27 protein-coding genes and 2 pseudogenes are annotated in these 25,977 nt (G+C 65.6%); 15 read left to right on the forward strand and 14 right to left on the reverse strand.

Annotated features, from left to right (window positions below):
* Positions 1 to 239 precede the first annotated feature (239 nt).
* The 4 genes from ACV7NQ_RS10650 to ACV7NQ_RS10665 are packed head-to-tail and all read left to right on the forward strand — an operon-like array spanning position 240 to position 3,904.
* The gene (locus tag ACV7NQ_RS10650) at positions 240 to 890 is read left to right on the forward strand and encodes an ABC transporter permease (RefSeq protein WP_463365617.1); all 651 of its coding nucleotides are present in this window, start codon (positions 240 to 242) and stop codon (positions 888 to 890) included.
* The gene (locus tag ACV7NQ_RS10655) at positions 883 to 2,076 is read left to right on the forward strand and encodes an ABC transporter ATP-binding protein (protein ID WP_463359472.1); all 1,194 of its coding nucleotides are present in this window, start codon (positions 883 to 885) and stop codon (positions 2,074 to 2,076) included. Before ACV7NQ_RS10650 ends, ACV7NQ_RS10655 begins: the two co-directional genes overlap by 8 nt.
* On the forward strand, positions 2,073 to 2,915 hold the full coding sequence (locus ACV7NQ_RS10660; protein WP_463359473.1) for an ABC transporter permease: 843 nt from the start codon (positions 2,073 to 2,075) through the stop codon (positions 2,913 to 2,915). Before ACV7NQ_RS10655 ends, ACV7NQ_RS10660 begins: the two co-directional genes overlap by 4 nt.
* A complete protein-coding gene (locus ACV7NQ_RS10665) occupies positions 2,912 to 3,904 on the forward strand; it encodes a glycine betaine ABC transporter substrate-binding protein (RefSeq protein WP_463359474.1) in 993 nt (330 codons plus the stop codon). Before ACV7NQ_RS10660 ends, ACV7NQ_RS10665 begins: the two co-directional genes overlap by 4 nt.
* 111 nt (positions 3,905 to 4,015) lie before the next feature.
* Here the strand turns inward: ACV7NQ_RS10665 and ACV7NQ_RS10670 are convergent, their stop codons facing one another.
* On the reverse strand, positions 4,016 to 4,672 hold the full coding sequence (locus ACV7NQ_RS10670) for a TIGR03086 family metal-binding protein (RefSeq protein WP_463359475.1): 657 nt from the start codon (positions 4,670 to 4,672) through the stop codon (positions 4,016 to 4,018).
* Between the two features lie 87 nt (positions 4,673 to 4,759).
* Here ACV7NQ_RS10670 and ACV7NQ_RS10675 point away from each other — a divergent pair, with 87 nt between their 5' ends.
* Both ACV7NQ_RS10675 and ACV7NQ_RS10680 read left to right on the forward strand, forming a co-directional pair.
* Positions 4,760 to 5,728 carry a helix-turn-helix transcriptional regulator gene (locus ACV7NQ_RS10675; protein WP_463359476.1) on the forward strand — a complete coding sequence of 323 codons (969 nt, stop codon included), beginning with the start codon at positions 4,760 to 4,762 and terminating at the stop codon, positions 5,726 to 5,728.
* A gap of 81 nt (positions 5,729 to 5,809) precedes the next feature.
* Positions 5,810 to 5,944, forward strand: a pseudogene (locus ACV7NQ_RS10680) (alpha/beta fold hydrolase); the annotation flags it as partial.
* 80 nt (positions 5,945 to 6,024) lie between these two features.
* Here ACV7NQ_RS10680 and ACV7NQ_RS10685 read toward each other — a convergent pair.
* Entirely contained in the window at positions 6,025 to 7,482 is a 1,458-nt protein-coding gene (locus tag ACV7NQ_RS10685; RefSeq protein WP_463359477.1) for an MFS transporter, read from the reverse strand.
* Positions 7,483 to 7,556: 74 nt separating this feature from the next.
* Between ACV7NQ_RS10685 and ACV7NQ_RS10690 the strand changes: the two genes are divergently transcribed.
* Together ACV7NQ_RS10690 and ACV7NQ_RS10695 are read left to right on the forward strand one after the other, a co-directional pair.
* On the forward strand, positions 7,557 to 8,039 hold the full coding sequence (locus tag ACV7NQ_RS10690) for a MarR family winged helix-turn-helix transcriptional regulator (RefSeq protein ID WP_463359478.1): 483 nt from the start codon (positions 7,557 to 7,559) through the stop codon (positions 8,037 to 8,039).
* 318 nt (positions 8,040 to 8,357) lie between these two features.
* Positions 8,358 to 9,872, forward strand: a complete 1,515-nt coding sequence (locus tag ACV7NQ_RS10695) for a serine/threonine-protein kinase (protein ID WP_463359479.1) — start codon at positions 8,358 to 8,360, stop codon at positions 9,870 to 9,872.
* Here ACV7NQ_RS10695 and ACV7NQ_RS10700 read toward each other — a convergent pair whose 3' ends face one another.
* Positions 9,873 to 10,496, reverse strand: coding sequence for a YdcF family protein (locus ACV7NQ_RS10700; RefSeq protein ID WP_463359480.1), 624 nt, complete (start codon positions 10,494 to 10,496; stop codon positions 9,873 to 9,875).
* A 67-nt stretch (positions 10,497 to 10,563) separates the two neighbouring features.
* On the opposite strand from ACV7NQ_RS10700, the gene ACV7NQ_RS10705 reads away from it, so the two are divergent.
* Positions 10,564 to 10,782 carry a hypothetical protein gene (locus ACV7NQ_RS10705; protein ID WP_463359481.1) on the forward strand — a complete coding sequence of 73 codons (219 nt, stop codon included), beginning with the start codon at positions 10,564 to 10,566 and terminating at the stop codon, positions 10,780 to 10,782.
* A 56-nt stretch (positions 10,783 to 10,838) separates the two neighbouring features.
* Here ACV7NQ_RS10705 and ACV7NQ_RS10710 read toward each other — a convergent pair whose 3' ends face one another.
* Positions 10,839 to 11,087 (reverse strand): hypothetical protein, encoded by a 249-nt coding sequence (locus tag ACV7NQ_RS10710; RefSeq protein WP_463359482.1) that lies wholly within the window; start codon positions 11,085 to 11,087, stop codon positions 10,839 to 10,841.
* An 899-nt stretch (positions 11,088 to 11,986) separates the two neighbouring features.
* On the opposite strand from ACV7NQ_RS10710, the gene ACV7NQ_RS10715 reads away from it, so the two are divergent.
* On the forward strand, positions 11,987 to 12,244 hold the full coding sequence (locus ACV7NQ_RS10715; RefSeq protein WP_463359483.1) for a type II toxin-antitoxin system Phd/YefM family antitoxin: 258 nt from the start codon (positions 11,987 to 11,989) through the stop codon (positions 12,242 to 12,244).
* The gene (locus ACV7NQ_RS10720; protein WP_463359484.1) at positions 12,237 to 12,506 is read left to right on the forward strand and encodes a Txe/YoeB family addiction module toxin; all 270 of its coding nucleotides are present in this window, start codon (positions 12,237 to 12,239) and stop codon (positions 12,504 to 12,506) included. Before ACV7NQ_RS10715 ends, ACV7NQ_RS10720 begins: the two co-directional genes overlap by 8 nt.
* A 518-nt stretch (positions 12,507 to 13,024) precedes the next feature.
* Here the strand turns inward: ACV7NQ_RS10720 and ACV7NQ_RS10725 are convergent.
* On the reverse strand, positions 13,025 to 13,222 hold the full coding sequence (locus ACV7NQ_RS10725) for a hypothetical protein (protein WP_463359485.1): 198 nt from the start codon (positions 13,220 to 13,222) through the stop codon (positions 13,025 to 13,027).
* An 82-nt stretch (positions 13,223 to 13,304) separates the two neighbouring features.
* Here ACV7NQ_RS10725 and ACV7NQ_RS10730 point away from each other — a divergent pair, with 82 nt between their 5' ends.
* Positions 13,305 to 13,868 carry a hypothetical protein gene (locus ACV7NQ_RS10730; protein WP_463359486.1) on the forward strand — a complete coding sequence of 188 codons (564 nt, stop codon included), beginning with the start codon at positions 13,305 to 13,307 and terminating at the stop codon, positions 13,866 to 13,868.
* 527 nt (positions 13,869 to 14,395) lie between these two features.
* Here the strand turns inward: ACV7NQ_RS10730 and ACV7NQ_RS10735 are convergent.
* From ACV7NQ_RS10735 to ACV7NQ_RS10760, 6 genes and pseudogenes are all read right to left on the reverse strand, one after another.
* A pseudogene (locus ACV7NQ_RS10735) lies at positions 14,396 to 14,584 on the reverse strand (ATP-binding protein); the annotation flags it as partial.
* Between the two features lie 189 nt (positions 14,585 to 14,773).
* Positions 14,774 to 15,610 carry a hypothetical protein gene (locus ACV7NQ_RS10740; RefSeq protein WP_463359487.1) on the reverse strand — a complete coding sequence of 279 codons (837 nt, stop codon included), beginning with the start codon at positions 15,608 to 15,610 and terminating at the stop codon, positions 14,774 to 14,776.
* Positions 15,585 to 16,346 (reverse strand): alpha/beta fold hydrolase, encoded by a 762-nt coding sequence (locus ACV7NQ_RS10745; protein WP_463359488.1) that lies wholly within the window; start codon positions 16,344 to 16,346, stop codon positions 15,585 to 15,587. Before ACV7NQ_RS10745 ends, ACV7NQ_RS10740 begins: the two co-directional genes overlap by 26 nt.
* Positions 16,347 to 16,504: 158 nt before the next feature.
* On the reverse strand, positions 16,505 to 16,945 hold the full coding sequence (locus ACV7NQ_RS10750) for a hypothetical protein (protein ID WP_463359489.1): 441 nt from the start codon (positions 16,943 to 16,945) through the stop codon (positions 16,505 to 16,507).
* Between the two features lie 217 nt (positions 16,946 to 17,162).
* Positions 17,163 to 18,257, reverse strand: coding sequence for a redox-regulated ATPase YchF (gene ychF / locus ACV7NQ_RS10755; protein ID WP_463359490.1), 1,095 nt, complete (start codon positions 18,255 to 18,257; stop codon positions 17,163 to 17,165).
* Between the two features lie 196 nt (positions 18,258 to 18,453).
* Positions 18,454 to 19,053 (reverse strand): TetR/AcrR family transcriptional regulator, encoded by a 600-nt coding sequence (locus ACV7NQ_RS10760; protein WP_463359491.1) that lies wholly within the window; start codon positions 19,051 to 19,053, stop codon positions 18,454 to 18,456.
* A gap of 79 nt (positions 19,054 to 19,132) precedes the next feature.
* Here ACV7NQ_RS10760 and ACV7NQ_RS10765 point away from each other — a divergent pair, with 79 nt between their 5' ends.
* Entirely contained in the window at positions 19,133 to 19,765 is a 633-nt protein-coding gene (locus ACV7NQ_RS10765; protein WP_463359492.1) for an NAD(P)-dependent oxidoreductase, read from the forward strand.
* A gap of 52 nt (positions 19,766 to 19,817) precedes the next feature.
* Here ACV7NQ_RS10765 and ACV7NQ_RS10770 read toward each other — a convergent pair whose 3' ends face one another.
* The 3 genes from ACV7NQ_RS10770 to ACV7NQ_RS10780 all read right to left on the reverse strand — a co-directional run bounded on the left by ACV7NQ_RS10770 (position 19,818) and on the right by ACV7NQ_RS10780 (position 23,055).
* Positions 19,818 to 20,642 (reverse strand): carbohydrate ABC transporter permease, encoded by an 825-nt coding sequence (locus ACV7NQ_RS10770; protein ID WP_463365618.1) that lies wholly within the window; start codon positions 20,640 to 20,642, stop codon positions 19,818 to 19,820.
* A 98-nt stretch (positions 20,643 to 20,740) separates the two neighbouring features.
* Positions 20,741 to 21,619 (reverse strand): carbohydrate ABC transporter permease, encoded by an 879-nt coding sequence (locus ACV7NQ_RS10775; RefSeq protein ID WP_463365619.1) that lies wholly within the window; start codon positions 21,617 to 21,619, stop codon positions 20,741 to 20,743.
* Positions 21,620 to 21,714: 95 nt separating this feature from the next.
* Positions 21,715 to 23,055, reverse strand: a complete 1,341-nt coding sequence (locus ACV7NQ_RS10780; protein WP_463359493.1) for an ABC transporter substrate-binding protein — start codon at positions 23,053 to 23,055, stop codon at positions 21,715 to 21,717.
* A gap of 269 nt (positions 23,056 to 23,324) precedes the next feature.
* Between ACV7NQ_RS10780 and ACV7NQ_RS10785 the strand changes: the two genes are divergently transcribed.
* Positions 23,325 to 25,616 carry a carbon starvation CstA family protein gene (locus ACV7NQ_RS10785; RefSeq protein WP_463359494.1) on the forward strand — a complete coding sequence of 764 codons (2,292 nt, stop codon included), beginning with the start codon at positions 23,325 to 23,327 and terminating at the stop codon, positions 25,614 to 25,616.
* Between the two features lie 86 nt (positions 25,617 to 25,702).
* On the forward strand, positions 25,703 to 25,873 hold the full coding sequence (locus ACV7NQ_RS10790; protein ID WP_463365620.1) for a YbdD/YjiX family protein: 171 nt from the start codon (positions 25,703 to 25,705) through the stop codon (positions 25,871 to 25,873).
* Positions 25,874 to 25,977 lie beyond the last annotated feature (104 nt).

The raw sequence follows: 25,977 nt of genomic DNA on the forward strand, positions 1-25,977 counted from the left end.
ATCCCCGGAGGCGATCGGCGTGAAACGATCCCAGATCGGTTCCCGCCGCGGCCGCACCGACTATTTTGTTTCGATCGGTGTCGCGCGGGGCAATCGTCATCCGGACCTGACGGCGCTCGGTGACCGTCCCGTCGACCCGAGAGGGTGGCACCCCGGTCCGCCGTGTCGCCCGGAATCCCGTCCGGGCGAGCGGCAGCCGAGATAGTCTCCCAGGACACCGGGCGGCGGGGAGGTGCGACCTGGACACATTGTGGACGTTCGTGGTCAACCGACGGGCGCAGCTGCTCACCGATTCCTATCTGCACGTTTCGGCGGTCGTCCAGTCGGTTTTGCTTGCCACCATCGTTGCGGTGCTGATCGGTGCGCTGGTCCATCGCAGCCCGCTGGGTTCGTCGGTGGCGACAGCGACGGCGAGCGCCATTCTCACCGTTCCGTCATTCGCGCTGCTCGGCTTGCTGATTCCGTTCCTCGGCCTCGGCGTCGGACCGACGATCACCGCGCTGGTGCTTTACGCCCTGTTGCCGATTCTTCGCAACACCATCATCGGGCTGTCGTCGGTGGATCCCGCGATCGTCGATGCCGCGCGCGGTGTCGGGATGAATCGGCTGCGGGTGCTCGCGCGGATCGAGTTCCCGCTGGCCTGGCCGTCGATCCTGACCGGGATGCGCGTTAGCACCCAGATGATCATGGGCATCCTCGCGATCGCCGCCTACGCGAAGGGCCCCGGGCTCGGCAATCTGATCTTCTCCGGCCTGGCCCGGCTCGGCAGTCCGAATGCGGTGCCGCAGGCCCTGGTCGGCACCATCCTCATCGTGGTGCTCGCGCTGATCCTCGACGGGATCTACGTCCTCATCGGCCGTCTCACCACCTCGAGGGGAATTCGTGACTGACACCGAAACCCGTAGCGACACCACGGAATCGGCGGTGTCCGGCGTCGGGATCGTGCTCGATTCGGTCACCAAACGCTATCCGGGACAACGCGATCCGGCCGTCGACAATGTCTCGCTGACCATTCCAGCCGGCGAAATCGTAGTCCTCGTCGGGCCTTCCGGCTGCGGCAAGACGACCACCATGCGGATGATCAACCGGCTCATCGAGCCCACATCGGGCACGGTCACCATCGGCGGCCGCGACGTCTCGGCCGTCGACGGCGACCGACTGCGGCGCGGTATCGGTTACTCGATCCAGCAGGCCGGATTGTTTCCGCATATGACGGTCGCCAAGAACATCGCGACTGTCCCCGGTCTGATCGGCTGGGATCGCAAGCGGATCGCCGCCCGCACCGACGAGATGCTCGACCTGGTCGGTCTCGATCCCGACACCTACCGCGGCCGTTATCCCCGGCAGCTCTCCGGCGGCCAGCAGCAACGCGTCGGCGTGGCCCGCGCACTGGCGGCCGATCCCCCGGTGCTGTTGATGGACGAGCCGTTCGGCGCGGTCGATCCGATCACCCGTGGCCTGCTGCAGGACGAGTTGTTGCGGTTGCAGGCCGAACTGGGCAAGACCATCGTCTTCGTCACCCACGATTTCAACGAGGCGGTGAAGATCGGCGATCGAATCGCGGTGCTGGGCGACCACTCTCGCATTCTGCAATACGACACTCCGGCGGCGATCCTGGCCGACCCCGCGGACGAGACTGTCGCCGGGTTCGTCGGCGCGGCCGCCTCGCTCAAACAGCTCACCCTCACCAAGGTCGGGGATGTCGAACTTGGCCAGTGCCCGACCGCGGCCGAATCCGACCCGGTCGACGCGCTGCGCACCGAGCTCGCGGGGCAGGAGTGGCCGTGGGCGCTGGTGCTCGACAAGAACCGGCGTCCGCTGCGGTGGGTGTCGGCCGAGCACCTCGCGCACGCGAACTCGTTGCGCGACATCGGATTACCGGTCGGGTCGCCACTGTCGCTGCGTTCGACATTGCAAGAGGCGCTGGAATCCTTGCTGGCCGAGCAGACTGCGACCGCGGTGGTCACCGGACGACGCGGTGAATACGCCGGACTGATCACGATCGACACACTCGTCGGACATCTGTCGGCCCTGCGCCAGACCCACGCGCCCGCCGAATCGGACGACCCGACATGACGCCACCCACTCCGTCCCAGACGTCTCCGTCCCAGACGTCGGGAGCGACAGCACTCGCGCCGTCACCGTCGGCCGCGGCGCGGACAGGGCACTCACCCGCGGCCGAACGCCGAGCCGAGCGCATTCGACTGCTCGTCCAGCCGGTGCTCGTCCTCGCACTCACCGCCGGTGTGCTGGTGTGGGCATTCCGGCGTGACCTCACCACCACCCAGCAGGCGAGCCTCAGCGCCTCCAATATCGCCACCGTGACCTGGCAGCACGTGCTGATCACCGCGACGGTCGTGCTGATCGTCGTCGTTGTGGCCGTGCCGCTCGGCACGCTGCTCACCCGACCCGGATATCGGCGTCTGGCACCACTTTTCGTCGGCATCGCCAATGTCGGCGCGGCGGCACCGGCCATCGGCCTGATCGTGCTGTGCTATCTCGCCACCCGCACCACCGGTTTCTGGATCGGCGTCGCGCCGATCGCGTTCTATTCGCTGCTTCCGGTGCTTCGCAATACGATCCTCGGCTACCAGCAGGTGGATCGGACCCTCATCGACGCCGGGCGCGGACAGGGGATGTCGACGCCGACGGTATTGCGCCGCATCGAATTTCCACTCGCGGTGCCCTACATTCTGGCCGGACTGCGAACCTCACTGGTACTGGCCGTCGGCACCGCAACGCTGTCGTTCCTGGTGAGCGCCGGCGGTCTCGGCATCCTGATCGACACCGGCTACAAGCTGCGCGACAACGTCACGCTGGTGGTCGGCGCCGTCCTCGCGGTCGCACTCGCGCTGCTGGTCGACTGGCTGGGTGCGCTGGCCGAACAGTTCCTCGGGCCAAGGGGTCTGAAGTGACCCGGCGGCTCGAATGGCGCAGGCGCGCCGCGGCAACGGCCGTCGCGACCGCCCTCGCGCTGGTTGCCGCCTGCGGCCTGCAATCCGGCAGCGCGGTGCCGCTGCGGGTCGGTCCGGGCAGCATCCGGCCGGTGCCCGAACTCGAGGGTGTGGCGATCACCGTCGGGTCAAAGGACTTCACCGAACAGAACATCCTCGGCTATCTCATCGAATTCGCCTTGTCCGCGGCCGGCGCGCAGGTGCGCGACCTGACAAATATCCAGGGCTCCAACAGCGTTCGCGATGCCCAACTGCACGGCCAGATCGATCTCTCCTACGAATACACCGGCACCGGCTGGATCAACTATCTCGGCAACGAGAAGCCCATTCCCGACGAGGTCGGACAATTCGAGGCGGTCCGTGACGCCGACCTCGCCGCACACAGCATTGTGTGGACCGATATGGCGCCGATGAACAACACCTACGCACTGGTGATGAGCAAGCAAACCGCCCAGGAGACCGGCGTGTCCACACTGTCGGACTATGCCAAACTCATCGACAAAGACCCGGCGGCGGCCGCCACCTGCGTCGGCACCGAATTCAATGTGCGCCAAGACGGATTCCCCGGATTGGCCCGCAAATACGGCATCGACACCGGCAAGGTCCACAAACAGATCGTGCAGGACGCGATCGTCTATCAGGCGACCGCCGACAGCAACCAGTGCCGCTTCGGCTCCGTCGCCGCCACCGACGGCCGCATCCCCGCCCTCGGCCTCGTACTGCTGAAAGACGACCTCGGCTTCTTCCCGAAATACAATGCGGCACTGGTGATGCGCAAGTCCTTCGCCGACGCCCACCCGCAGGTCGCCACCATCATGGCGCCCATCTCGAAATTGCTGACCAACGAGGCTATTACGGAGCTGAACCGTCAGGTCGACGTCGATGGCAGGGAGCCTGCCGAGGTCGCTCGCGACTGGATGGTCGCCAAGGGGTTCGTCACCGCTCGTTGAGCGACAGCCGAAATACTCAGGGCTGCACCAGGAGCCACAGGGCGACGCCCGCATCGTCGAACGTCGCCGCCGCACCCGGGCGCACATCCCGTTGCCACGCACCCTGCGAGATCAAGCCCGCGGGTCGCGGCCCAGGTAGCGCAGCAGCTCGTCGACCGCGGTATCTCCGGCTTCGCCGTCGACAACGGCCGCGTAAGCGCCCCACTGACGCAGCGGCTCAACGATTTCCGCCTCAACGCCGCTGCCCGGCGCGGGATGCGCGGTGCGGGCCGCGGTGAGCAGGTAGCCCGCCAGTTCCTCGTTCAGCGGGGACGGCTGTCCGGTCGCGATCGCGATGTCCCAGGCGTGCACGGCGGCATCGAGGGCGCACATGACCGCGGCGACCGGAGTCGGCAGGTCGCCGTGCGGCAGCGGGGTCGGGACAGTCTCGACGTCGTCGGCGACGGTCGCCCAGGCCGCGGAGGTCTGCTCGATCGCTTCGCGCACCAGCGCCGCGGGCAAACCATCGATGGCGCCGGACGGGTCGAAGGGGTTGTAGGACGGCCCGATTCCGATGCCGAGCGACTTGGCGAAGGCCAGCTGGTCGCCTGCGGCGTGCTGAATCACCTGCGTGACAGTCCATTCCGAGCACGGGGTGGGCGACTGCCACTGCTCGTCGACGATTCCGGCGACAGCATTGTCCAGCGCCGCGTGGGCGGCGGAGACCACCTTCCGCCAGACGGGACGGAGGGTCGTGGTGGCGTCGGTGGGGATGGTGGTGCTGTTCATGGCTTGCCCTGCGTAGCGCTTCTTGCTGATGACTTAAGCCTATGCGCCGATTAGGCTCGATTCGTTCCTAATTAATTGGAGGTAAATGTGGCGCCCACCACAACGCGCGTCCTGCGCTTGCTCTCACTACTGCAGGACCGCGCGCACACCGGCCGCGAACTGGCCGAACGCCTCGGCGTCACCGACCGCACTCTGCGCAACGACATCCAGCGACTGCGGGAATTGGGCTACCCGGTGCACGCCGAACGCGGCGCGATCGGCGGCTACCGGCTCGGCCGCGGTACGACGATGCCGCCGCTGCTGCTCGACGATGACGAAGCGGTCGCGGTCGCGGTGGCGATCGGTCTGGCAGAGGACGGCTCCACCGGCATCGCCGACATCACCGAGAACGTATCTCGAGCATTGGCTAAGCTGGACCAGATACTTCCGAAACGCTTGCAGCGCAAGGTGATCGCACTACGCAATGCCACCGCCATTGGTCCGGCGACCACCGGCTCGCGCGAACCCGATGCCCCTGTGCCCGCCGAAGTCCTGACCACCCTCGCGAGCTCAATCCGCGACACCACCACCGTGCGGATCGAGATCGACAGCGCCACCGGCGAAGTCGAGCCCTACCGGCTGATCAACTGGCAGCGCCGCTGGTATCTGGTCGGCTACGACCTCGAAACCCATTCCTGGCGTGCGATTCCCGTCGCAGAGGTGCCGCGTGCGATACCGGGCGCCCGCCGGTTCGCCGCGCGCGACCTGCCCGAGGACGATCTGGTCGCCTTCGTCATGCGTCACATCGCAAGCGCCGGCTGGAAGGTGCACGCCCACGTCACCGTGTTCGCGCCCGCCGACACGGTGATCGCCCGCATCAATCCCGCCGTCGGAGTGGTGGAGGCCGTCGACGCGGACACCTGCATCCTGCTGACCGGCGCGGACGCCCTGGAGACCATCGCCATCTACCTCAGCATGCTGATGATGGACTTCCGGGTCGACGGCCCACCAGAACTGGTCGCACACCTGCGCACGCTGGCCCGCCGCTACACCGCCTCGGTGGAATCGGCACCGTAGCGTTATCCGTTCGCCCTGGCAGGCCCGCACGCACGGCAGATAGGCTCGCGCACAACACATCAGCGCGGCGGCGCGAACTTGCGCGCGGCAACGACCGCCCGCTCGATCCCCGGTGCCCAGGTCGAGGTGTGGCCGGAGGCATCACATGCCATCAATGGCGAATTCCCGGAACGCATTTCGCAGCGTTTCGCCGAATTCGCCGCCGAAATCTCTTAACCGGTCGGTAGACGACAACGGGGCCGATTCCTCGCCGTTGAGGATCGGCCCGTTGTCGTTCTGGCGGGTTGGCCCGATGATCAGGCGTGCCCGGCCTTGTCCGCGGCATCCGCCGCCTTGCGCATCGGGATACAGACCGTGAGCGCGATGCCGACGATCGCGGCGGCCATCGCGATGAAGAAGGTGGTGTGGAATCCCTCGCGCGAGGGCAGCAGATGCACGCCGAGCGAGATGGTCATGTGGGCGAGCACCACGCTCATGACGGCCGACGAGGTCGACGTGCCGATCGAGCGCATCAGCGAGTTGAGGCCATTGGCCGCGGCGGTTTCGGTGATCGGCACCGCGCCCATGATCAGCGCGGGCATCGCCGCGTACGCCAGGCCGACACCGCCCGCCACGATCACCGCCGCGAGCATGATTTCCCAGACGCTGTTCATCAGCACCACCGCGCACAGGTAGCCCACCGCGATTACGGCCGAACCGAGCGCGAGGGTGACCTTCGGCCCCTTGCTGGCCGACAGTCGCGCCGACACCGGCGACAGCATCATCATGACGAATCCCGTTGGCGCGAGCGCCAAACCGGCATTGACCATGGACAGGCCGAAGCCGTATCCGGTCTGCTCCGGCGCCATCAGCAGCTGCGGGAAGGTCAGCGACATTCCGTACAGCGAGAAACCGACCGCGACGGAAGCGAAGTTGGTGAACAACACCCGGGGCCGCGCGGAGACCCGCAGGTCGACCAGCGGCGAACGCTGCCGCAATTCATAAGCGCCCCACGCCAGGAACACCACCAGCGCCACCGCGAACAGCACCAGAATCCGGGCGCTGCCCCAACCCCAGTCCGCACCCTTGGTGATGCCGATCAGCAAGGCGAGCAACGCGATCGACAAGCCGACCGCGCCACCGAAGTCGAACCTGGCCGGGGTGCGCACCGGGGATTCCGGCACGAAGATGAAAACCAGTGCCGCGCAGACCACGCCGAGCGCGGCAGCGGTCCAGAACAGCATGTGCCAGTCCGCGTTCTGCGCGATCGCCGCGGCGACCGGCAGGCCGATGGCGCCCCCGACGCCGAGAGTGGCGCTCATGATCGCCATCGCCGAACCCACCTTCTCGGCGGGCAGTTCGTCGCGCATGATGCTGATGCCGAGCGGAATCGCACCGACGGCAGCGCCCTGCAGCGAACGACCGATGATCTCCGGCACGAGCGAGGAGAACATCGCGCAGACCACCGAACCGGCGATAAGCAACAGAATATTCGCGAACAGGATCCGACGCTTGCCGAACATATCGCCGAGCCGGCCGCTGATCGGGGTCGCCACGGCGCCGGCGAGCAGGGTCGCGGTGATGACCCAGGACGCGTTGGACGCCGAGGTGCTCAGCAACGCGGGCAGCGACGGAATGATCGGGATAACCAGCGTCTGCATCAGCGAAACGACGACACCGACGGTGCCCAGAGTAGCGATCAGCAGGCCTGGCGCGGGGCGGCGCCGGTCGTCGGAACCAGAGACGGTCGGAGACGCGTCGGCAGCAACAGTCACATATGCACGGTACACATCGTATGTATCGTGCACAATTTGGTATGACCGTGATCCAGGCGACATAGTGTTGGTCCATGTCCGAACCCGGCCCTGCGGATAACAATGCACTCTCGCGCCTCGTCTTCGAGCTGACCCTGCTGTCCCGGCACTTCCCCTCGTCTCTGCTGCGCCGACCCGGCTTCCAGCTCGACCGGTCGGCGTTCCTCATCCTGACCAGACTGGAAATCGACTCGCCGCTCAGCCTGCGCGAGTTGTCGGAGGCCTTTCAGCTGGACATCTCGACAATCAACCGACAGGTTGCCGCCATGCTGAAGCACGGGCTGGTCGAACGGGTGCCGGATCCAGACGGCGGGATCGCCCGCAAGATCCGGGCCAGCGACAAGGGCATGGAGTTGGTGGCCGCCGACCGCGCGCAGAGCCACGAGGGCATCGCAGCGGTGGTCGCCGATTGGTCCGATGCGGACATCGAGCAGCTCGGCAAGTACATCGCCAGGTTCAACGAGTCGATCGAACACGCGGAGGACAACCCGTGGCCGCGGCCGCCGAGCGCCAGGTAAAGGGGACACGTCGGGGTTCGATGTGGGTCGGCCATCGTGCGGGAGGTGCCGCACGAGGTTGCCGGCAGGCTGCTGCCGCAAGGGTTCAATGGCAAACTCTTGTAGCGTGCGCTGATCTTCTCGTAGCGGAAGCGATTGTGCGCCAACGGTGTCAGAGTGAGGCGGCGCGGGAGGTACCGCCAAGCCGGTGCGGCTGCCCGTTGTGTAGGGGGTGAATTCGAATTGGTGGCGCGCTTTCCAGTTCGGACCGAGCGGTTCGCGCATCTTCGAGTGCGCCCGCGTCTCGCGCAGTTGGTGCAAAGCCCATAGGCTTGCGCCGTGGTTTCCGGGCGGACAGTGGTGGACGGGCGTTTCGAGCTGCTCGAACCGCTCGGCAGCGGCGGCATGGGGACGGTGTGGCGCGCCTATGACCTTGCCCTGCATCGTGAAGTGGCACTGAAGGAGGTGCGGGCCGACGAGTCGGACGGTGCGGCGAGTTCGTCGGGCGTGCAACGGGAGCGGGTGCTGCGGGAGGCGAGGGCGCTGGCCCGGATCGGCCATCCGAATGTCGTGGCCATTCACCACATCGTGGATTCGCCTGCCGCGGCGCATCCGTGGATCGTCATGGAGTTGGTTCGCGGCCGCACCCTGGCGGATCATCTCGCCCAGGGCCCGATGGCTCCGGGCCATGCGGCGCATGTCGGCCGCGGGATACTCGCCGCCCTTCGCGCCGCACACGCGGTGGGCGTCCTGCATCGCGATATCAAACCCGCGAACGTGCTACTGCGCGAGGACGGTTCACCGGTGTTGACCGATTTCGGCATCGCGGCGATCAATGGGTTGAGTGGCCTGACATCTACCGGCAGCGTGGTCGGTTCACTGGATTATGTTGCGCCGGAACGACTCAGCGGCCAGGAGGGTCATCCCGCCTCCGACCTGTGGTCGTTGGGACTGGTGCTCTACGTCGCGGTGGAGGGCTATCACCCGATGCGTCGCGACACCTCTGTCGCCACGCTGGCGGCCGTCCTGAAAGGCGAAGTCCCGGCGCCCCAGCACGCCGGGCCGCTGACAACTGTCCTCCAGGCGCTGCTGGTGCCCGACCCGGACCAGCGCCCGCGTCCAGACCAGGTGGACCGGATGCTCTTGCAGGCAACCGCCGCACCCGACGCGGTCGCAACACCGTCCGTGTCGGTGCGCGTGCCCGCGGATCACACAGCGCCACGGTCACATCGACGCACGATCGTTGGGGGACTCGTGGCCGCCGCTGTCGTGCTTGCCGTCACCGTCGCGGTGACGGTGGCTTTGCGGCCCGACTCGGCTGGGGTTCAAGCAATCTCGAGCCAGCCGTCCGGAATGAGCCTTCCCCCCGGCCTCCCGACGCCCGGTGTCCCGGTGCCCGAGGATGCCGCGGACCTGCTCACCCCCGACGGCGTCCGGCAGGCGATCACCGCACTGGAAAAGGTCTCCGGCGGACAGGAATTCAACGAGGCAACGTTCTATCCGAGCTACGTCAACGCCGGCGCCCCGGTTGTCGGCCAGCCGAAGATCTACGACGAATTCACCTACCGCAACGGGGTAGCCAGCCGCAAGGGGCCCGGTGGCGAACTCTCCGAAGCGGCCACGGTGAAGCTGCGCTCGATAGACTGGGACATCCTTCCCGCGCTGTTGCGCACAGCGGAGGCCAAACTCGGTATCACCAAGCCGACCCTCCGCTATGTGATAGTCGATCCCGCCTGGACCTTCAACAACGATCAGCCGACCGTGATGGTGTACCTGACCGATGATTACGGCGGCGCATATCTGGCGGCGGACGTCGACGGCACGGTGGTGCGGCTCTACCCCCGACAGCGGTAATCAATCGCATCCTTTTTCCCGCAAGGCTTTACGCGTTCGAGCCAGGTCCAAGAGACCGTAAACGGCGAAAAATGGTTTGATCCAGCACTTCTCGCCGAACCGGTAGTCAGCGCCGCGACGAAGCCGCCGCGCCAGATCGGGACGCTGGCATTCCAGATACAGCCGACCCCGCAACGCGTGCATGGGATTCGAGATGACTTTGATCGAATCCGCGTCCTCCATGAACGGGATCGCGTTCTGGATGTTCTCCCATGTCGTCCGTGACTGTTCCTCCAACCGGATCTGCTCGCTCGACGCCCCGCACTCTCCCAGCGCATAGCGCGCCATGAGTTCGGCCTCCGACACCGACCCACCAGGCCGCGTCGCCCCGCAAAAGATCAGACGACTATCGGGCACGCTCTCGTCCAGCGAGCGAAGCGCGGCCTGCACCCGCCACCGATTGAGCGCGTTCGCCCGATCCTCCCGGCGATTGGCAAACCCCAGCACGATCAACGCCTCCGACTCGGGCACCGTCGGACCACCGCCACCCAACCCCGCCCTGGATGCCCACCAGTGCGCGACCTCACCCCAGAGCAGCACCGCAAGCGCGGTCGCGCCAGCCGTACCCCATGCCCCTCGCCGCATGACCACCTCCTCCGGACCAGCTCGTCTTCGCCGAGGTTAGTCGGCTGACCCTCGATATCGTTGCCGGGTGCGCGACCTGTTCGATCCATCAGTCTTGGGTTGGCCGCAGGTGCGCGATGTGCTGCATGTGTACGTGCTGCCGACAACCGAATTCGTGGCCGCGCGACGAATCCAGCTGGGCCCCATCGACTTCTGTGCCGACTTGTTGCTATTCCTTGCGGTGCACGAAATTCCGGTCAACGGAACGTTCACCGGGGAGCTGATCAGCGAGCATTCGCTCGTATAGACGCGTGCAGCGGGCTCAGGCAGCGGCTGCGCGCGCCGAGAAGTCGACGCGCCGGGTCAGATATTCGTGCCGGGGATGACGCAGCGTCCATCCTGGCCGATAGTCCCGATGACCATGCCGTCGGTCAGCGTGCAGAAACTGCCGATGGCGACGCAGTCTGCGTGAGTGTTGATGACCATGTTGGGGCCGCACGGTGTACCGGGCGCATCGAGGTCACCGGGGGCGGCCTCTGCGGCGACAGTGGCGGTCAGTGCCGTCGCGAACCCGGCGGCGACGGTGGCGAGAAATAGCGAGAAACGGAACATGATCGAACCTCCGAGAATGGTGCTCCACAATGAATTATTTGCTGTTCACCGTCCAATCCCGTGTGGGCTGCAGCGGGCCAGAAATCAACCCGAACCCAGCCTGACCAGCAGTATCCTACTCGCCCGCGCAGCGACGACAGCTAACCCAATACACCGATGGGCCGCAATAGCGCGCTGCCGAATGCGGCTGCGCCTGCCGGGTCGATTCTGCTGGCCGGTTTCGTCCCGCCAGGCCGGTACGCAGGCGGGTGGGCCAGTGGCATCGTGTACCGCCAGACTGGTGAGACCGCCCGGAGTGAACCAGGTCGAGAAGGACGCTTGCCGACCAGCTGACCTCCGAGCGGACCAGACTAGGCCCCCGTCGGCTACTACCGGCCGTTGAGTATTTGGTGAGTTCCGCTTCACGAATGGCACGCGACAAGGGCACACAACCGTTCGTCCCAGCCGATCGAGCGCACAAACCGAGCACCGTCGATCGGGTGAAACCCGTGTCGCGGATCGTCGGCGCGTACCCGATGTCATGCAGCCGGCACGCGGCGATCAGGACGTCTCCGTCCGGGCGAAAGCCGACGCCAACCACTTCCCTTGGGCAGCGACCACACCCGCATGCCGCAAGCGCCGCGGAAATGCAGCGAGGTGCTCAGCCGCCAACGACTTCGCTTCGCCCACAAGCCAGGTCACGTCGACGACGGTACGGCAGCCCCGTTCGTAGCGCTTGGATCTACGACGGTGCGGACCGCCGAGAGGATCAGACGTTGAAGCGGAACTCGACCGAATTCCGCAGCGGAACAACCTTTGCGAGCGGATGGCGAGCCAACCCTACTCGGAGCGCGGGCACTGTTGCGATTCAGAACACGAAATTGTACGATATCTCGTACGACTTCACCGAAGGGTTTGGTATGACCGCGCTACCGATTTCGACCGTGCGTCAGCAGCTGTTTTCGCTGGTGCAGCAGGTCAACGACGACCACGACACCGTCACCGTCGTGACGAAGAGCGGTGAGAACGCGGTGCTCGTCTCCGAATCCGATTGGAACTCCATCCAGGAGACGCTTTACGTTCTCGCTACCCACGGCGGCGTTCGTCTGCTCGAGTCCGCACGCGATGCGGAACGAGGAGAGTTCGAAGCCCGAGAGTTGTTGGACCCGGATGCCTGACCGGAAGCTCGTATTCACTTCCTATGGCTGGGAAACCTACACGTTGTGGCTTACTCGCGATCGAACGGTTTTGCGGGCGGCGAACAAGTTGATCACCGCAGTGCTTGCCGACCCCTTCACCGGTATCGGAAAGCCCGAGCCGCTCAAACACCAACTCACCGGGAAATGGTCGAGGCGAATCACCAGAGAGCATCGCTTGATCTACTACGTCACCGACACGGAAGTTGTTGTGATCGGCGTAGGCGGACACTACGACGACTGACTTGCGCAACCGTGACAGATTCGATGCCGCGTCCGGCTGTGCTGGATAGCTGTCCACACCGAGGACGCGACGACCGAACGGACCCGCATCGGCTGACGGAAAAGCCGTGTCTGGTGTGCCAGTACGCCAGCACCGGACCGGCGACGCTGGCGCCGGAGATGAGAATCCGCATGAGTGTGCCCTACGTTTGTTGGTGTCCGGGGTTCGATGCCCTGAATTCCCCGGGCGGTGGGTTGTGAAAATCGTGTGGTTGCCTTCGTCGAGGGCCAAAAGGATGCCCGGCGAACAAGTGGTCGGGTCGGCCCGGTTGACCGCCGCCATCTACCTGCGTGTGAGCCTGGACCGCTCGGGCGAAGGGCTCGCGGTCGAACGGCAGCGAGAGGACTGTCTGCAGATCATCGGATCCCGCGGCTGGACTCTGGTAGAGACGTACACCGAGAATCCCATCTCTGCGTTCGACAGGGTGAAGTCCCGCGATGACAGCTGGGTCCGCAGCGTCGTCCATTTTGTTGGCGCCGTCACCGGTCGCCGCGTTCGAGGATGCCGACCTGGCCGCCCGCCGCGCAACCATCGACCTGCTTTGCGAGGTTCGCCTTTTCCCTGCGCCGCGAGGGCGGAAGACCTTCGATCCCGAGACTGTTCGAATCATCCCGAAACAGTGATGATTTCGGCCGTTGATCAGGCGTAATACACAGTTCGAAGACCGGTCCACTCATCAACACTTCGTGACAGGCAATTTGTTGAGCACCAACAGATTTCGGCACACTTAGCCCGGAAACCCGTGGTAAGTAACTATTCATGTCAGCTGACAAGTACCGGGAGCTGCAACGCCACCCGGCATACCCCGACGTTCGTACAGCCGTAGCCGCCTACATCCACCGAACGATCCCTAACGCCATGGCCACCCACCCCACGTCGTGGAACGTGTCCTGTCTGCCTTCGACACGCAAAACTAAGTGGCGGCGACGACTGCTCACGTTGAACTGTGCTTGGTTGGAGACTCTGTACGTCGAGGAGAGCCTTCCGGATGGCGCGATAGCCGTCACGATCAACACCGACATCCCCAGCGGGTCCAGCGACGAGAACCTTCCAATCGACTACGAGCGCTTCAGCATTGAACTCGGCACCTACCGCCGCGAGCGTGTGTGGAATTGGAAAATCCCTCTCGATGCCCTCCTCGACCCGGACACAGACCTCGACTCGGCCGCCAGAGGGCGCACCTTCGAGGACCTCGCTGCCCAGCTGAACGAAATGCTGCTGCGTCATAAGTCCTGTTATGCCAAGAACCATTGTGCACACTTGGCAGCGGACCTACTCGCGGAAGCGAACCGGCACACGATGGAACCCGGCGACGCCACCTGAGCGCTATCAGGCCAGCGAACACGGTGCTGGGCACGTGAGGGCAGCCAAGAACCCCACCGGTCTACGCTCGGTCGGAACGGGCGTTGCGCGCGATGCCGAACGCGCGCCCGGCGGATAACCCAGCCCTGGCGGAGCTCAGCGATCGTCGCGGATGGGTGTTGGTGCGGATTAGTTTTCGTGTTGGCCCCCATTGCCTCTACGCGAGTCTTCGGAATACGTCGGTAGGTGTTCATTCCGATACTGGGTCGGGGAGAAGGCGTTTGCCGATACCGGAGTCGAATGAACCAGTCACCCCGCGAGTCGGAGACGTCGAGTGGAATGACGAAAAGGGGTCGCGGGTTCAGGAATCCTCGATCGGCCCACCGCGCCCTCCGTGAGAGGGAACTAGCCCGGCAGGGTGACCTCGGTGCGTTCCTTATCTGTCGGCTGCCAGCCTGAAGGGACCACCGGTTTGCCATGAGCATGGGACCGGGCTGCGTCCGGTCGCGGGCCGTATGCAGATGCGTGGCCGATGACCGGGCTGCTGGTCAATCCGAGGCGCTGGGTTCGGCTGGTTTGCCGCGGCGTGGCTTCCGCCGTTGACGGTAGGACTCGCCCTCGACGACCAGCTCGTAGGCGGCCGATTGCAGCCGGTCCATCGCCGACTGCGCGAGCAGTGGGTCGGCCATCATGGTGAGAATCTCCGGGGGTTCGCGGTTGCTCGTGATCACCGTCGATGCCGCCAGCGCAGCCGAGCCCAGATCAGTTGGACGCCTAAGCGCGCAAGCCCGACCTGGTCGATTCGACCACTCGATGCCCGTGCTACCGCCGCGCCCAGGCGCTCGTGTCCAAGTGACGCGGCGAGCAGTCCACTAACTAGCAGTGCTCAACCGCAACGGGAACTGACTGCGGGGGACCGGCTGGAATCAGTACACACGCAAGCCGCGGCGGCGGACGATCACCAAGGCGATGACGGTACCTAGGATCCAAACGACTAGGCCGACACAGGCGTTGAAGACGAAGCGCAGGTTGCGGTCGAGATGTGGGAGCAGCCGCAACAGCGGGTCGTGCTGGGTGCCATCGATGGGGGCGACCAGGTAGTACAGCCCGTAGGGCAGGGTCAGGTGCGCGATCCACAGCACAATCGTCCGGCTGCGGCGCTCGCGCCAGCGCCGCACCAGCGTCCGGGTCTCGACAGCCAGCAGCACCGAGATGATGTTGCCGACACCGAGCCAGAACAGCATCGGCAGCGCCACCGAGGACAGTGTCCCCGCGAACGGCTTCGGCCGCAGCGAGTGCGCCAGGATGGCGGTCAGCGCCATCGTCGGCAGGCCGACGATGATCAGCAGGGCAAGGTTTTTCGTCAGCAGAATGCCGCGCAGCGACATGCCTTCGGCCAGGCTCGCCCGGACCCGGCGGGCGTCCATGCCGAGCACGTTGGTGGTGGTGACATCGGCCAGGATGAACGTCGCGAAGTAGGTGCCGACCAGCACCACCCAACCGAACTGCCGGTGCGGGTGGGTCAGCGGCGAGAAAAGCAGATACAGCACCGACAGCACGACGTTGGCGCCGACGCCCTCGAGCCAGTGCAGTGGCGGCGTGAACGACCATCGCACTTCGTCGAGCACCCGCCGCGCCAGGCCGTGGTCGGGAGACATCGGCCGGGGCTGCAGCGTCGGCAGATGATCGGACTTCAAGTACGCCTGGACTTTTCCGCGCGCGCCCGCGCGCACCCGCTCAGTCCAATGTGTCGACAAACTCACCTAATTTCGCTGCGATGACACCGGGTATCCGCCGCGGCAAGTGATGACCGCCCTCGCCGACCAACTCGAGCCGGGAACGGGGAAAACGGTCGTGCAATGCGCGGGCGGTCGAGACAGGAACGACCCTATCCATTGGGTCGGCGAGGATCAAAACCGGTAGCGGACTCCCGTCCAGCCGATCGATCCAGTGGTCCAGACCGCGGAGCAGTTCGCGCTGCTCGGTGAGAAAGCTGCGCCAGACCTGACCGTGGTCGTGGCGGATGTGCGCGAGGGCCTGCCAGGACGCCGGGGCAGCGGCCCTCCGGCGCGGGGCCAACCGGCCCTCGTACTGGCGCACCATCCACGGCACCAGCGACCAGGCCGTCATCGACAACATCGGCCCGGCGACCGGAGCGGCGAGCACCCCGTCCCACGGCATCATGCATCCGGGACCGACACTGGCGATCAGGACCAGACCCCGCACCCGCTCGGGCGCCAGTGCGGCCGCTGCCAGCGCGACACCTCCACCGTAGGAATGCCCGACCAGCACCGCATTGCGGATACCCGCGAGGTCGAGGCGATCGAGCAGCCAGGTGGCGTTTGCTTCCAGTGTCGCGGCCGGAGATTCGTTGCCGCCGTAGCCCGGCCGATCCCAGGCCAGCGCGTGCAGCGACGTCCGCAGGTGTGCGACGACATCGTCCCAGTCCGAGCGATTCCCCGGCTGCCCGTGCAGCAGGACTACGTGTGCGGTGCTCATATGCTCGCCGAATCCGTGGTCAGTGGTTGCCTGTGCCGGAAGCCCGGCCGCCGGGCACCGAGCACGACGGTGTCCATGCTGCCGATTGTCCGTGGCCGAACTCGATGGCGCGCCATGACCGACTCCCTCCGCGTGGCCGTAAATCCAACACGCCCAAACTAGGCACCGCAGCTTGTATCCCACTGGTTTTTTCCTGTGCGGTTGCTGTGGGCCTGGACGAGGCCTACTGCGCCAGCCCAGCGGTAGCCGTTGAGCAGCCCCCTTGTGTAGTCCGCCAGCAGCTGCCGTTGCGCGGATTCGAGTCGGCTGACGGCATTGCCCCACACCCTCGTTCCGTACGCGTGTGCATCGTCGGTGGTGGCGAAGATCCTCGGCGCCGGGCGGGCGGGGCGGTATGCGTCCAGCCTCGAGGACACGGGTGTCGCGGCGGCGTCGATGATGGTGGCCTTACCGAGCTGATCAGCATCGGTCTCTGCTGAAGCCATCCCGCGCAGTGGGTGGCTGAGAATGTCGCGGATCTGCTGGGAGTCTGCCGAACCGATCCGATCCGCATCGTGGGCCACTCCGCTTCTGCCGCATATCGCGTGCTCACCGAGCATCCGCTCACGCTACGAACGGCGCGAGTAGAAGCCTCGATGGTGTGCATCGTGGAGCATGGATACCTCGGCGGACATCGATGTCGCCTTCACTGATGACGACCTCATGCTGCGACTGGCCTCAGGCGCGTGCCTGGCCCAGTTACCGGAGGTTCCCGCATCCACTGCTGCTCCGATCTGTGCCTGCACTTCCGGTGGTGCACCGCCTTCCGAAGGTGTCCTACTTCTTCGCAGAGGCTAATCCGCTCCGGAACTCGACGACGTCGCCGTCGGCCATGACGTAATCCTTACCTTCCATACGCACCTTCCCCGCAGCCTTGGCGGCCGCCATCGACCCGTACTCGACGAGGTCGGTGAAGGAGACTACTTCGGCTTTGATGAAGCCTCGTTCGAAGTCGGTGTGGATGACGCCTGCGGCTTTGGGGGCGGTGTCGCCCTGGTGGATTGTCCAGGCGCGGGCCTCTTTCGGGCCTGCGGTGAGGTAGGTCTGCAGGCCGAGGGTGTGGAAACCGGCGCGGGCCAAGGCGTGCAGGCCTGGTTCGAACTGGCCGATGGATTCCAGTAGTTCGGCGGCGGATTCGGCGTCGAGTTCCAGGAGTTCGGCTTCCACCTTGGCGTCGAGGAAGACCGAATCGGCCGGGGCCACAGCGGCTTTCAGTTCGGCGACCTTCGCATCGTCGGTGAGGACGGATTCGTCGGCATTGAAGACGTAGAGGAATGGCTTGGTGGTGAGCAGTGAAAGTTCTTTCAGCAGTTCGCCATCCAGCTTGGCGCGCGCCGAGAACAGGGTCTGGCCCTCGTCCAGCACCGCCTGCGCGGCCTTGGCGGCGTCGAGCACCGGCTTGCGGTCCTTCTTGACCTTGGCTTCCTTCTCGAGGCGCGGGATCGCCTTCTCCAGGGTCTGCATGTCGGCGATGATCAGCTCGGTTTCGATCACCTCGATGTCGGCGGCCGGATCGACCCGTCCGTCGACGTGGACCACGTCGTCGTCGGCGAATACCCGCACCACCTGGCAGATCGCGTCGGCCTCACGAATGTTGGCGAGGAACTTGTTGCCGAGACCCGCGCCCTCGGAGGCGCCCTTCACAATGCCCGCGATGTCGACGAACGACACCACAGCGGGCACGATGCGCTCGGAACCGAAGATTTCGACGAGCTTTTCCAGCCGCGGATCCGGCAGTGGCACCACCCCGACGTTCGGCTCGATGGTCGCGAACGGGTAGTTCGCCGCCAGCACGTCGTTCTTGGTCAGCGCATTGAACAGCGTCGACTTTCCGACGTTGGGCAGGCCGACGATTCCGAGGGTGAGACTCACGAGGAACAGAGTCTACGCGGCGCACCCGGCCGCTGCGCCCACGCCGTCACGAACACTCGTCGCGGGGCTGCCGCACAGCCCATTGCCGGCTATACGGGCAGCAGCCGTCAGGGAATCAGCACAACCTTGCCGAGGTTGCCGCGCTCCTCGATGACGGCGGGCGCCCGCCCGAGTTCTACATCTCGCCGGCGTCGGATCAGCCGCGAGCCGCACCCGCCGACGGACCGAGTGCACGCGTGAGGGTTCGCGCCAGGTTGCGAGCCAGCTCGTCGGGCGCGGGCGTCGCATCCGGTCCGGCGTCGTAGAACCGCAGGAATGCCTGATGGAAGCAGGCCCCGTCGAGCAGGGCCGCGACAGTATCCACATCGGCGTCGGCGTCAATACGACCGAGTTCCTGTTCGGCACGCAGATACGCCGCGATACTCGCGATCGCCTGGCCGGGGCCAGCACCGTGGCGGCTCATGGCATCGCGATGAGCCGCCATGCGCTGCGGTTGGGCCAGCAGACCACCGAGCAGCGGGAGGGACTGCTGATAGAAGCTCAGCGCGCCGCGCGCCATCGCCGCGATATTGTCTTCGACGGTGGCCGCCCCCGGCTCGGCGGGCGACTGCTCCGGCCCAGGCATGCGGTGGCGGAGGACGTTGAGAATCAGGTCCTCTTTGTCGCTGAAGTGCTTGTAGAGCGCGGCTTCGGAATACCCCGCCGCCTTGGCGATCTCCTTGGTCGTTGCATAGACCACGCCGCGGTTGCGCATGATGTCCGCGGCGGCGTCCAGGATACGATCGCGCGTCCCCACCAGACCTCCTTATTTGACAAGTTGGTAAATGCTCACCATCCTAGGTTAGTAAATACTCACCCACCGACAGAGGTTCGACATGCGACTCACGATCGTCGGAGCGACCGGCGGCACCGGCGGACGCCTTGTGCGGCAGGCACTGGCCGCCGGACACCAGGTGACCGCAGTGGTTCGTGGCAGCCACACCATCCCGGACCACCCGCGACTGCGCGTCGTCGTGGCCGATGTCATGAATCCCGCCGACATCGCCGACGCGGTCCGGGATGCCGACGCGGTGCTGGACACGGTCGGGGCGAGAGTGAAGGGCCCGACCACCGTCTGCGCCGATGCCGCGCTCGCCATCGGCAAGGCGATGGAAATGGCGGGCGCCCAGCGCCTGATCATGATCAGCAACAGCGCCAGAATCGCTGGCCCGGGCGACGATTGGTTCACCCGCTTCGTGGTGAAACCGCTCATCCTGCGCCCGCTGCTGCGCGACAGCCTCGATGACATGGCGGCGGCTGAGCAGGCAGTCCGCGACAGTGCGCTCGACTGGACGATCGTCCGCGCGCCGCAGCTCACCGACAATCCGGCGAAGGGTTCCTATCGAACCGTGGTGGAGCGCAACGTCACGTTCGGCATCCGAATCACCCGCGACGACCTGGCAACCTGCCTGCTCGAACTGGCCGCGGCGCCGCAGACGATCCACAAGCACGTCAACGTCGCCAACTGACCGGGACAGCTGTTCGGACGCTGACCGGTGCGCCGGGCACTTGCCGATCCCCTCAGCGCCCACCGATTCCCGACTGCGCGATGCCACTGACGAAGGACTTCTGCGCGATCGCGTACAGCACAAGCATTGGGGCGAGAATGACCATGGCGGCGGCCATCAGGATCGGCCATTGGGTGTAGTACTGACCTTGCAGGCGAACCAAACCCAATGTCGCGGTGGCGATCTCGTCGCGCTGGATTATGACCAGGGGCCAGAGGAAGTCGTTCCAGACGGTGATCCAGGTGAGGACGGCCAGCACCATTACGGCGGGGCGGGTGTGCGGGAGCAGCACTCGCCAGTACACCTGCCAGGTGGTGGCGCCGTCGATGATGGCGGCTTCCTCGAGTTCGGTGGGCAGGGTGCGGAAGAACTGGCGCATCAGGTATGTGCCGAAGGCGCTGCCAAAGAGCCCCGGCACGATCATCGCCCACGGGGTGTCCACCCAGCCGAAGGCGCGCATGATCAGGAACTGCGGGATCACCGTGACCGTCAGCGGCACCATCAATGTTCCGAGATAAGCGAGGAACAGCACCTCACGGCCGCGAAACCGCAAGCGGGCAAAGGCATATCCGGCAAGCGAGCAGAAGAACACCTGCCCGGCGGTGACGCACAACGCGTAGACCGCGGTATTGAGCAGCATCCGGCCCATCGGCAGCAGATCGAAGACCTCGCCGTAATTCGACCATTGTGGTTGTGCGGGAAGCACTCTCGGCTCGGTAATCTCACCGTCGCGTTTCAGCGATCCCGACAGCGCCCACAGGATGGGCGCCAGCGCACACCACGCGATCCCGATGAGCGCCGCGTAGATCAGGGCACCGCGCAGGGTGCGGCGCAGGATCGCGCGCTGGACTCTGCTGCCCGCCTTTGCGCGCACCACGGGCTCGGCTTCGCTCTGCTGTCGAACGGGACGCGACCGGCGAACAACGCCGCAGACGTTCACAATTCGACCGCTCCGCGCCGGGAGAACCACAATTGCAACAGCGTCGCCACCAACAGAATCGCGAAGATCACCCAGGCCAGTGCCGCCGCATAGCCCACCTCGTAGAAGCCGAAGGCGTTCTGGAACAGCATGATTCCGAGCAGATAGGTGCCGGTCTCCGGTCCGCCGTTGCCGCCGGTCAGCGCGTAGGCCTGGTCGAACGCCTGCACCGAGTTGATGATCGTGATCACGAAGACGAACGACAGCGGGCCACGAATCAGCGGCACCGTGATCGACCAGAACCGCCGCAGCGCACCGGCGCCGTCGATCTTCGCCGCCTCATACAGTGTCTCCGGTACACCCTGCATAGCGGCAAGCAGGATGACCGTCGCGAAAGGCACGCTCTTCCAGACGGTCACGATGCTCAGCGACACCAGTGCCCAATCCGGATCGGTCAGCCACGGCACCGGATCGATGCCGACCCAGCCGAGCATGATGTTGAGCAGCCCATTGTCGGTGGTGAAGATGAACCGCCACACCACGGCCATCGCGACCGTCGAAGCCACCAGCGGCAGGAACGCGATGGTCCGAAAGATCCCGATACCGGCCAACTTTCGATTCAGCGCTGCGGCGACCGCCAGCCCGATCACCACCGTCGGCACCAGCGTGAACAGCGTGAACAGCGCCGTGTTCCGCAACGCGATCACGAACAGCGGATCGGCCCCGAACAACCGCCGATAATTCGCCACCCCGACAAACCGTGGCGGACTGAACAGATCCCAAGCATGAAAACTCAAATACAACGAAAACCCCAGCGGAAAAAGCATAAACACCCCCACCGCAGCCAAATTCGGCGCCACAAACAACCACCCATCCCGCTCCCGCCGCCGCGCCAGCCGCCCGCGCCCGGCGAGTGGCACATGGTGGAGAGCGCTTCTCGACCTTTGCCGCAGCCATGTGCCACTCGACGAACGATCTCGCGATGTGGTGGTCATGTGGGCTCCAGGAGGGCGTTGATGTCGGAGGTGAGGGTGCCGTTTAGGGAGTCGGCGGTTGCGGCGCCGCGGAGGACTCGGTTGCCGCCGCGTTCCAGGAGGGCCGAGACCTTGCCCCAGGCAGGGGTGACGGGCAGCGGACGGGAGCTCGCCGGGCCGCCGGTGAGGACTTCGAGATTGCGGATTTCGCGGTGTGCCGCGGCGAAACCCGGTGAGCCCATGGCCGATTTCAAGGCGGGCGCAAACAGACCCGAGGCGGCGATAATGGCCTGCCCCGCCGGTCCGGTTGCGAATTTGACGAATTCCCACGCCTGTTCGATGCGCGGACTGTCCGCGGCGATGGCCAGACCGGTGCACCCCACATCGGTCACCGAGCCTGGACCACCGTGCGGACCGACCGGCAGCACCGTGAGGTCGACGTCGAGGTCGTCCTTTCCGGTGAATTCGGAGTAGAGCCAGTGCCCACCCATCATCAGACCGGCCTTGCCCCGCCGGAACAGGTCCGGCGCCGAAACCGATTGCTGGTCAGCGACTCTCGGCGCCACATGATGCCGCACCGCGAGGTCGGCGTAGAACTGGAATCCCTCGGCGAACCGCGGATCGCCGAGATTGGTCCGGGTCGGACCCACGGACGGCGTGAACCACTCCGCGCCGTTGTTCGTGCCGAAACAGGCCGCGGAGACGTACGGCACCCACGCATCGGTGAAGCCCCACTGCCGGGTGCGGCCGGAGGGCTCGCGATGGGTGAGTGTCCGGGTGGCGTCAAGGAATTCGGCGAAACTCCACGCCTCGGACCAGCGTGCCGGTGGTGTCAGCCCGGCGTCGGCGAAGAGTTGCCGGTTGTAATAGAGGAACACCCCGGACCACTGCTCGGGCAGCGCGTATTGGCCACCGCCGTAGCTGAACGTGTCGTACAGCGTCGGGAAGCTATCCCGGCGCAGCGCTGCGGCGTATTCGGGATCCCGGTCGAGCAGCGTGTTCAAGTCGAGCAGCACGCCGCGCTCGGCGAGGCTCGCGTACAACAGCTCCCAGGCCATCAAGATATCGGGACATTTGCCGCCCGCGCAGTAGGTCAGCATCTGCTGCAGCGGGTCCGGGCCGGACACGATGGTGCGAATCTTGATCTCCGGGTGGGTTTTCTGGAACTCCTGAATGATCCGGAGCCGGACCCGCGCCTCTTGCGGCCTGGCGCCGAAGAAGAAGGTCAATGCGTCGTCGCCGGCGCCGCACCCGGCAGCCAGCAGCGCTGCGGCCAGGGCCGAAGCAAGGAGAGTGCGCCGGCTCAAGGGCTGGACCGGTGCCACGGGTGGTGATGAATCCAGCGCGGGTGGGTACATGGTAGGTGCGGAGACCAGCCCTCCTCCGGACGCACGCAGCGGATCACCAACCGCCAGGCTGGGGACAGGGGTCGACCCTTCCGGGGCGGATGTGGAGCATCGCGAATGCATGTCAGCATACGTCCGGCAACACCGTGGTGACGGCCGACACACGAACAATATTTAACGTGAGTTGACAGAGTCGGGAAACGTGCCCGATGGCCGTCATCGATCGGATAAGTTGACACGTGTTTCAGCAAGACCTGCGCGTTTTACAGGGGAGTAGGGCGATGGCGACAATCGAATACTTGCGGACAGATCCTGATCTACCGCCCGTCGGCGTGGAGGATCGGTCCCCGATCACGCCGGCCAAGAAGGCGGTGTTCGCCGCCATAGCCGTACTCGGCGCGGTCGCATGGACGGTGCTCGCCATCGCGCGCGGTGAGAACGTCAACGCCGTGTGGATCGTGATCGCGGCGGTCTGTACTTATGTAATCGCCTACCAGTTCTACGCCAGGCTGATCGAATACAAGGTCATCAAGCCGCGCGACGACGTGGCCACGCCCGCCGAGGCCTTGGAAAACGGCAAGGACTACATGCCGATGGATCGGCGGGTGCTCTTCGGGCACCACTTCGCCGCCATCGCGGGCGCTGGTCCGCTGGTCGGTCCTGTGCTTGCCGCGCAAATGGGTTACCTGCCCGGCACCCTCTGGATCGTCGTCGGTGTCGTCTTCGCGGGCGCGGTGCAGGACTACATGGTGCTGTGGGCCTCGACCAAGCGCGGCGGTCGCAGCCTCGGGCAGATGGCCCGCGACGAGCTCGGACCGATCGGTGGGGTCGCCGCGATCATCGCCGTGCTGGTGATCATGATGATCCTGCTCGCGGTGCTCGGCATCGTCGTCGTGCAGGCCCTCGCCGCGTTCAAGGGTCCGGACGGCCAGCTGCACGGCGGCAGCCCGTGGGGTGTGTTCTCCATCGGCATGACCATCCCGATCGCCCTGCTCATGGGCCTCTACCTGCGATTCGTGCGCCCAGGCCGGGTCGGCGAGGTATCGGTAGTCGGGTTCGTGCTGCTGCTGTTCGCCATCGCGTCGGGCCGCTGGGTCTCCGAATCCGGTTGGGGCCGTGACCTGTTCACGCTGTCTGGCACCACCATCTCATGGATGCTGATCGGCTACGGCTTCATCGCCTCGGTGCTGCCGGTGTGGTTGCTGCTCGCACCGCGCGACTACCTGTCGACGTTCATGAAGATCGGCACCATCGGCCTGCTCGCCATCGGCATAGCGGTCACCATGCCGGTGCTGAAGGCTCCCGCGGTCTCGGAGTTCGCGCACACCGGCAACGGTCCCTCGTTCGCGGGCAGCCTGTTCCCGTTCCTGTTCATCACCATCGCGTGTGGTGCGCTGTCGGGATTCCACTCCCTCGTGTCCTCCGGCACCACACCCAAGCTGCTGGAGAAGCAGTCGCAGGCCAGGATGATCGGCTACGGCGGCATGCTGATGGAGTCGTTCGTGGCGGTGATGGCGCTGATCACCGCGAGCATCATCGACCAGCACCTGTACTTCGCGATGAACGCGGGCGCCGGACTCACCGGTGGCACCGCCGAGAAGGCGGCCGCTTACACCAACGGGCTCGGTCTCAGCGGTGGTCCGATCACCGCTGCCGACCTCAACCAGGCGGCCAAGGATGTCGGCGAGGGCACCATCATCTCGCGCACCGGCGGCGCGCCGACCCTGGCGGTCGGCATGTCCGAGGTGATGTCGCAGTTCCTCGGCGGCTCGGGGCTGAAGTCGTTCTGGTACCACTTCGCGATCATGTTCGAGGCGCTGTTCATCCTGACCACCATCGACGCGGGCACCCGTGTCGCGCGCTTCATGCTGTCGGATTCGCTCGGCAACCTCGGTGGTGCGGCCAAGAAGTTCAAGGATCCGTCGTGGCGGCCCGGTGCCTGGATCTGCTCGGCCATCGTGGTCGCGGCCTGGGGTTCGGTGCTGCTGATGGGTGTTACCGATCCGCTCGGCGGCATCTACACACTGTATCCGCTCTTCGGCATCTCCAACCAGTTGCTCGCGGCGATCGCGCTGACTGTGGTGCTGACCATCGTGATCAAGAAGGGCCTGGTCAAGTGGGCGTGGATTCCCGCGCTGCCGCTGGTCTGGGATCTGACGGTGACGATGACGGCCTCGTGGCAGAAGATCTTCTCCGCCGACCCGAAGCTGGGCTACTGGAAGCAGCACAGCCAATACAGCGATGCCCGTGCCGCCGGAAAGCTGTTGGCGCCCGCCAAGAACATCGACGACATGGACAAGGTCGTGCGCAACACGTTCATCCAGGGCAGCCTGTCGATCATTTTCGCGGTACTGGTGCTGATCGTCGCGGTGGTCGGGGTCATCGTCTGCGTGCGGACCTGGCGCGCGGGCGGCGGACCGAGTACCGAATCGCCCGATGAACCGTCGAAGATCTTCGCACCAAGCGGCTTCATCGCCACCTCTGTGGAGAAGGGAGTGCAGAAGGAATGGGACGCCCTGATCGAATCGGGGCAGGTCCGCGCGCCGGGCGCCGCACACGCCCGAGGGCATTGACCGCACCCGATCCATCGCGTGCCGGACGGTCCGCCCGACCGGCACGCACGCGGCTGCGCACTGTCGGAAACGCCTGCGCCACCGCGATTCACGCGGTGAGTTGGTGGTTCGATTCGGTGCTCGGCGGCCAGGACTACCAGCGGTATGTAGCGCATCTGCGGCGGGTGCATCCTGGCCGCGAGATACCGACCGAACGCGAGTACTGGCACACGCGGCACGCGGATGCCGACCGTAACCCCATCAACCGCTGCTGTTAGCTGTCCCGCCTCTGCGCCTGGCCAGCGGACGGGTGGCAGTCGCGATGCGAGCGTTTCCAGGTAGAGACGCCAGCCAGGTGTATGTGGCAGATTTCCGCTAGCAC

It is taken from the genome of Nocardia sp. Tas62D01 (assembly GCF_055232035.1).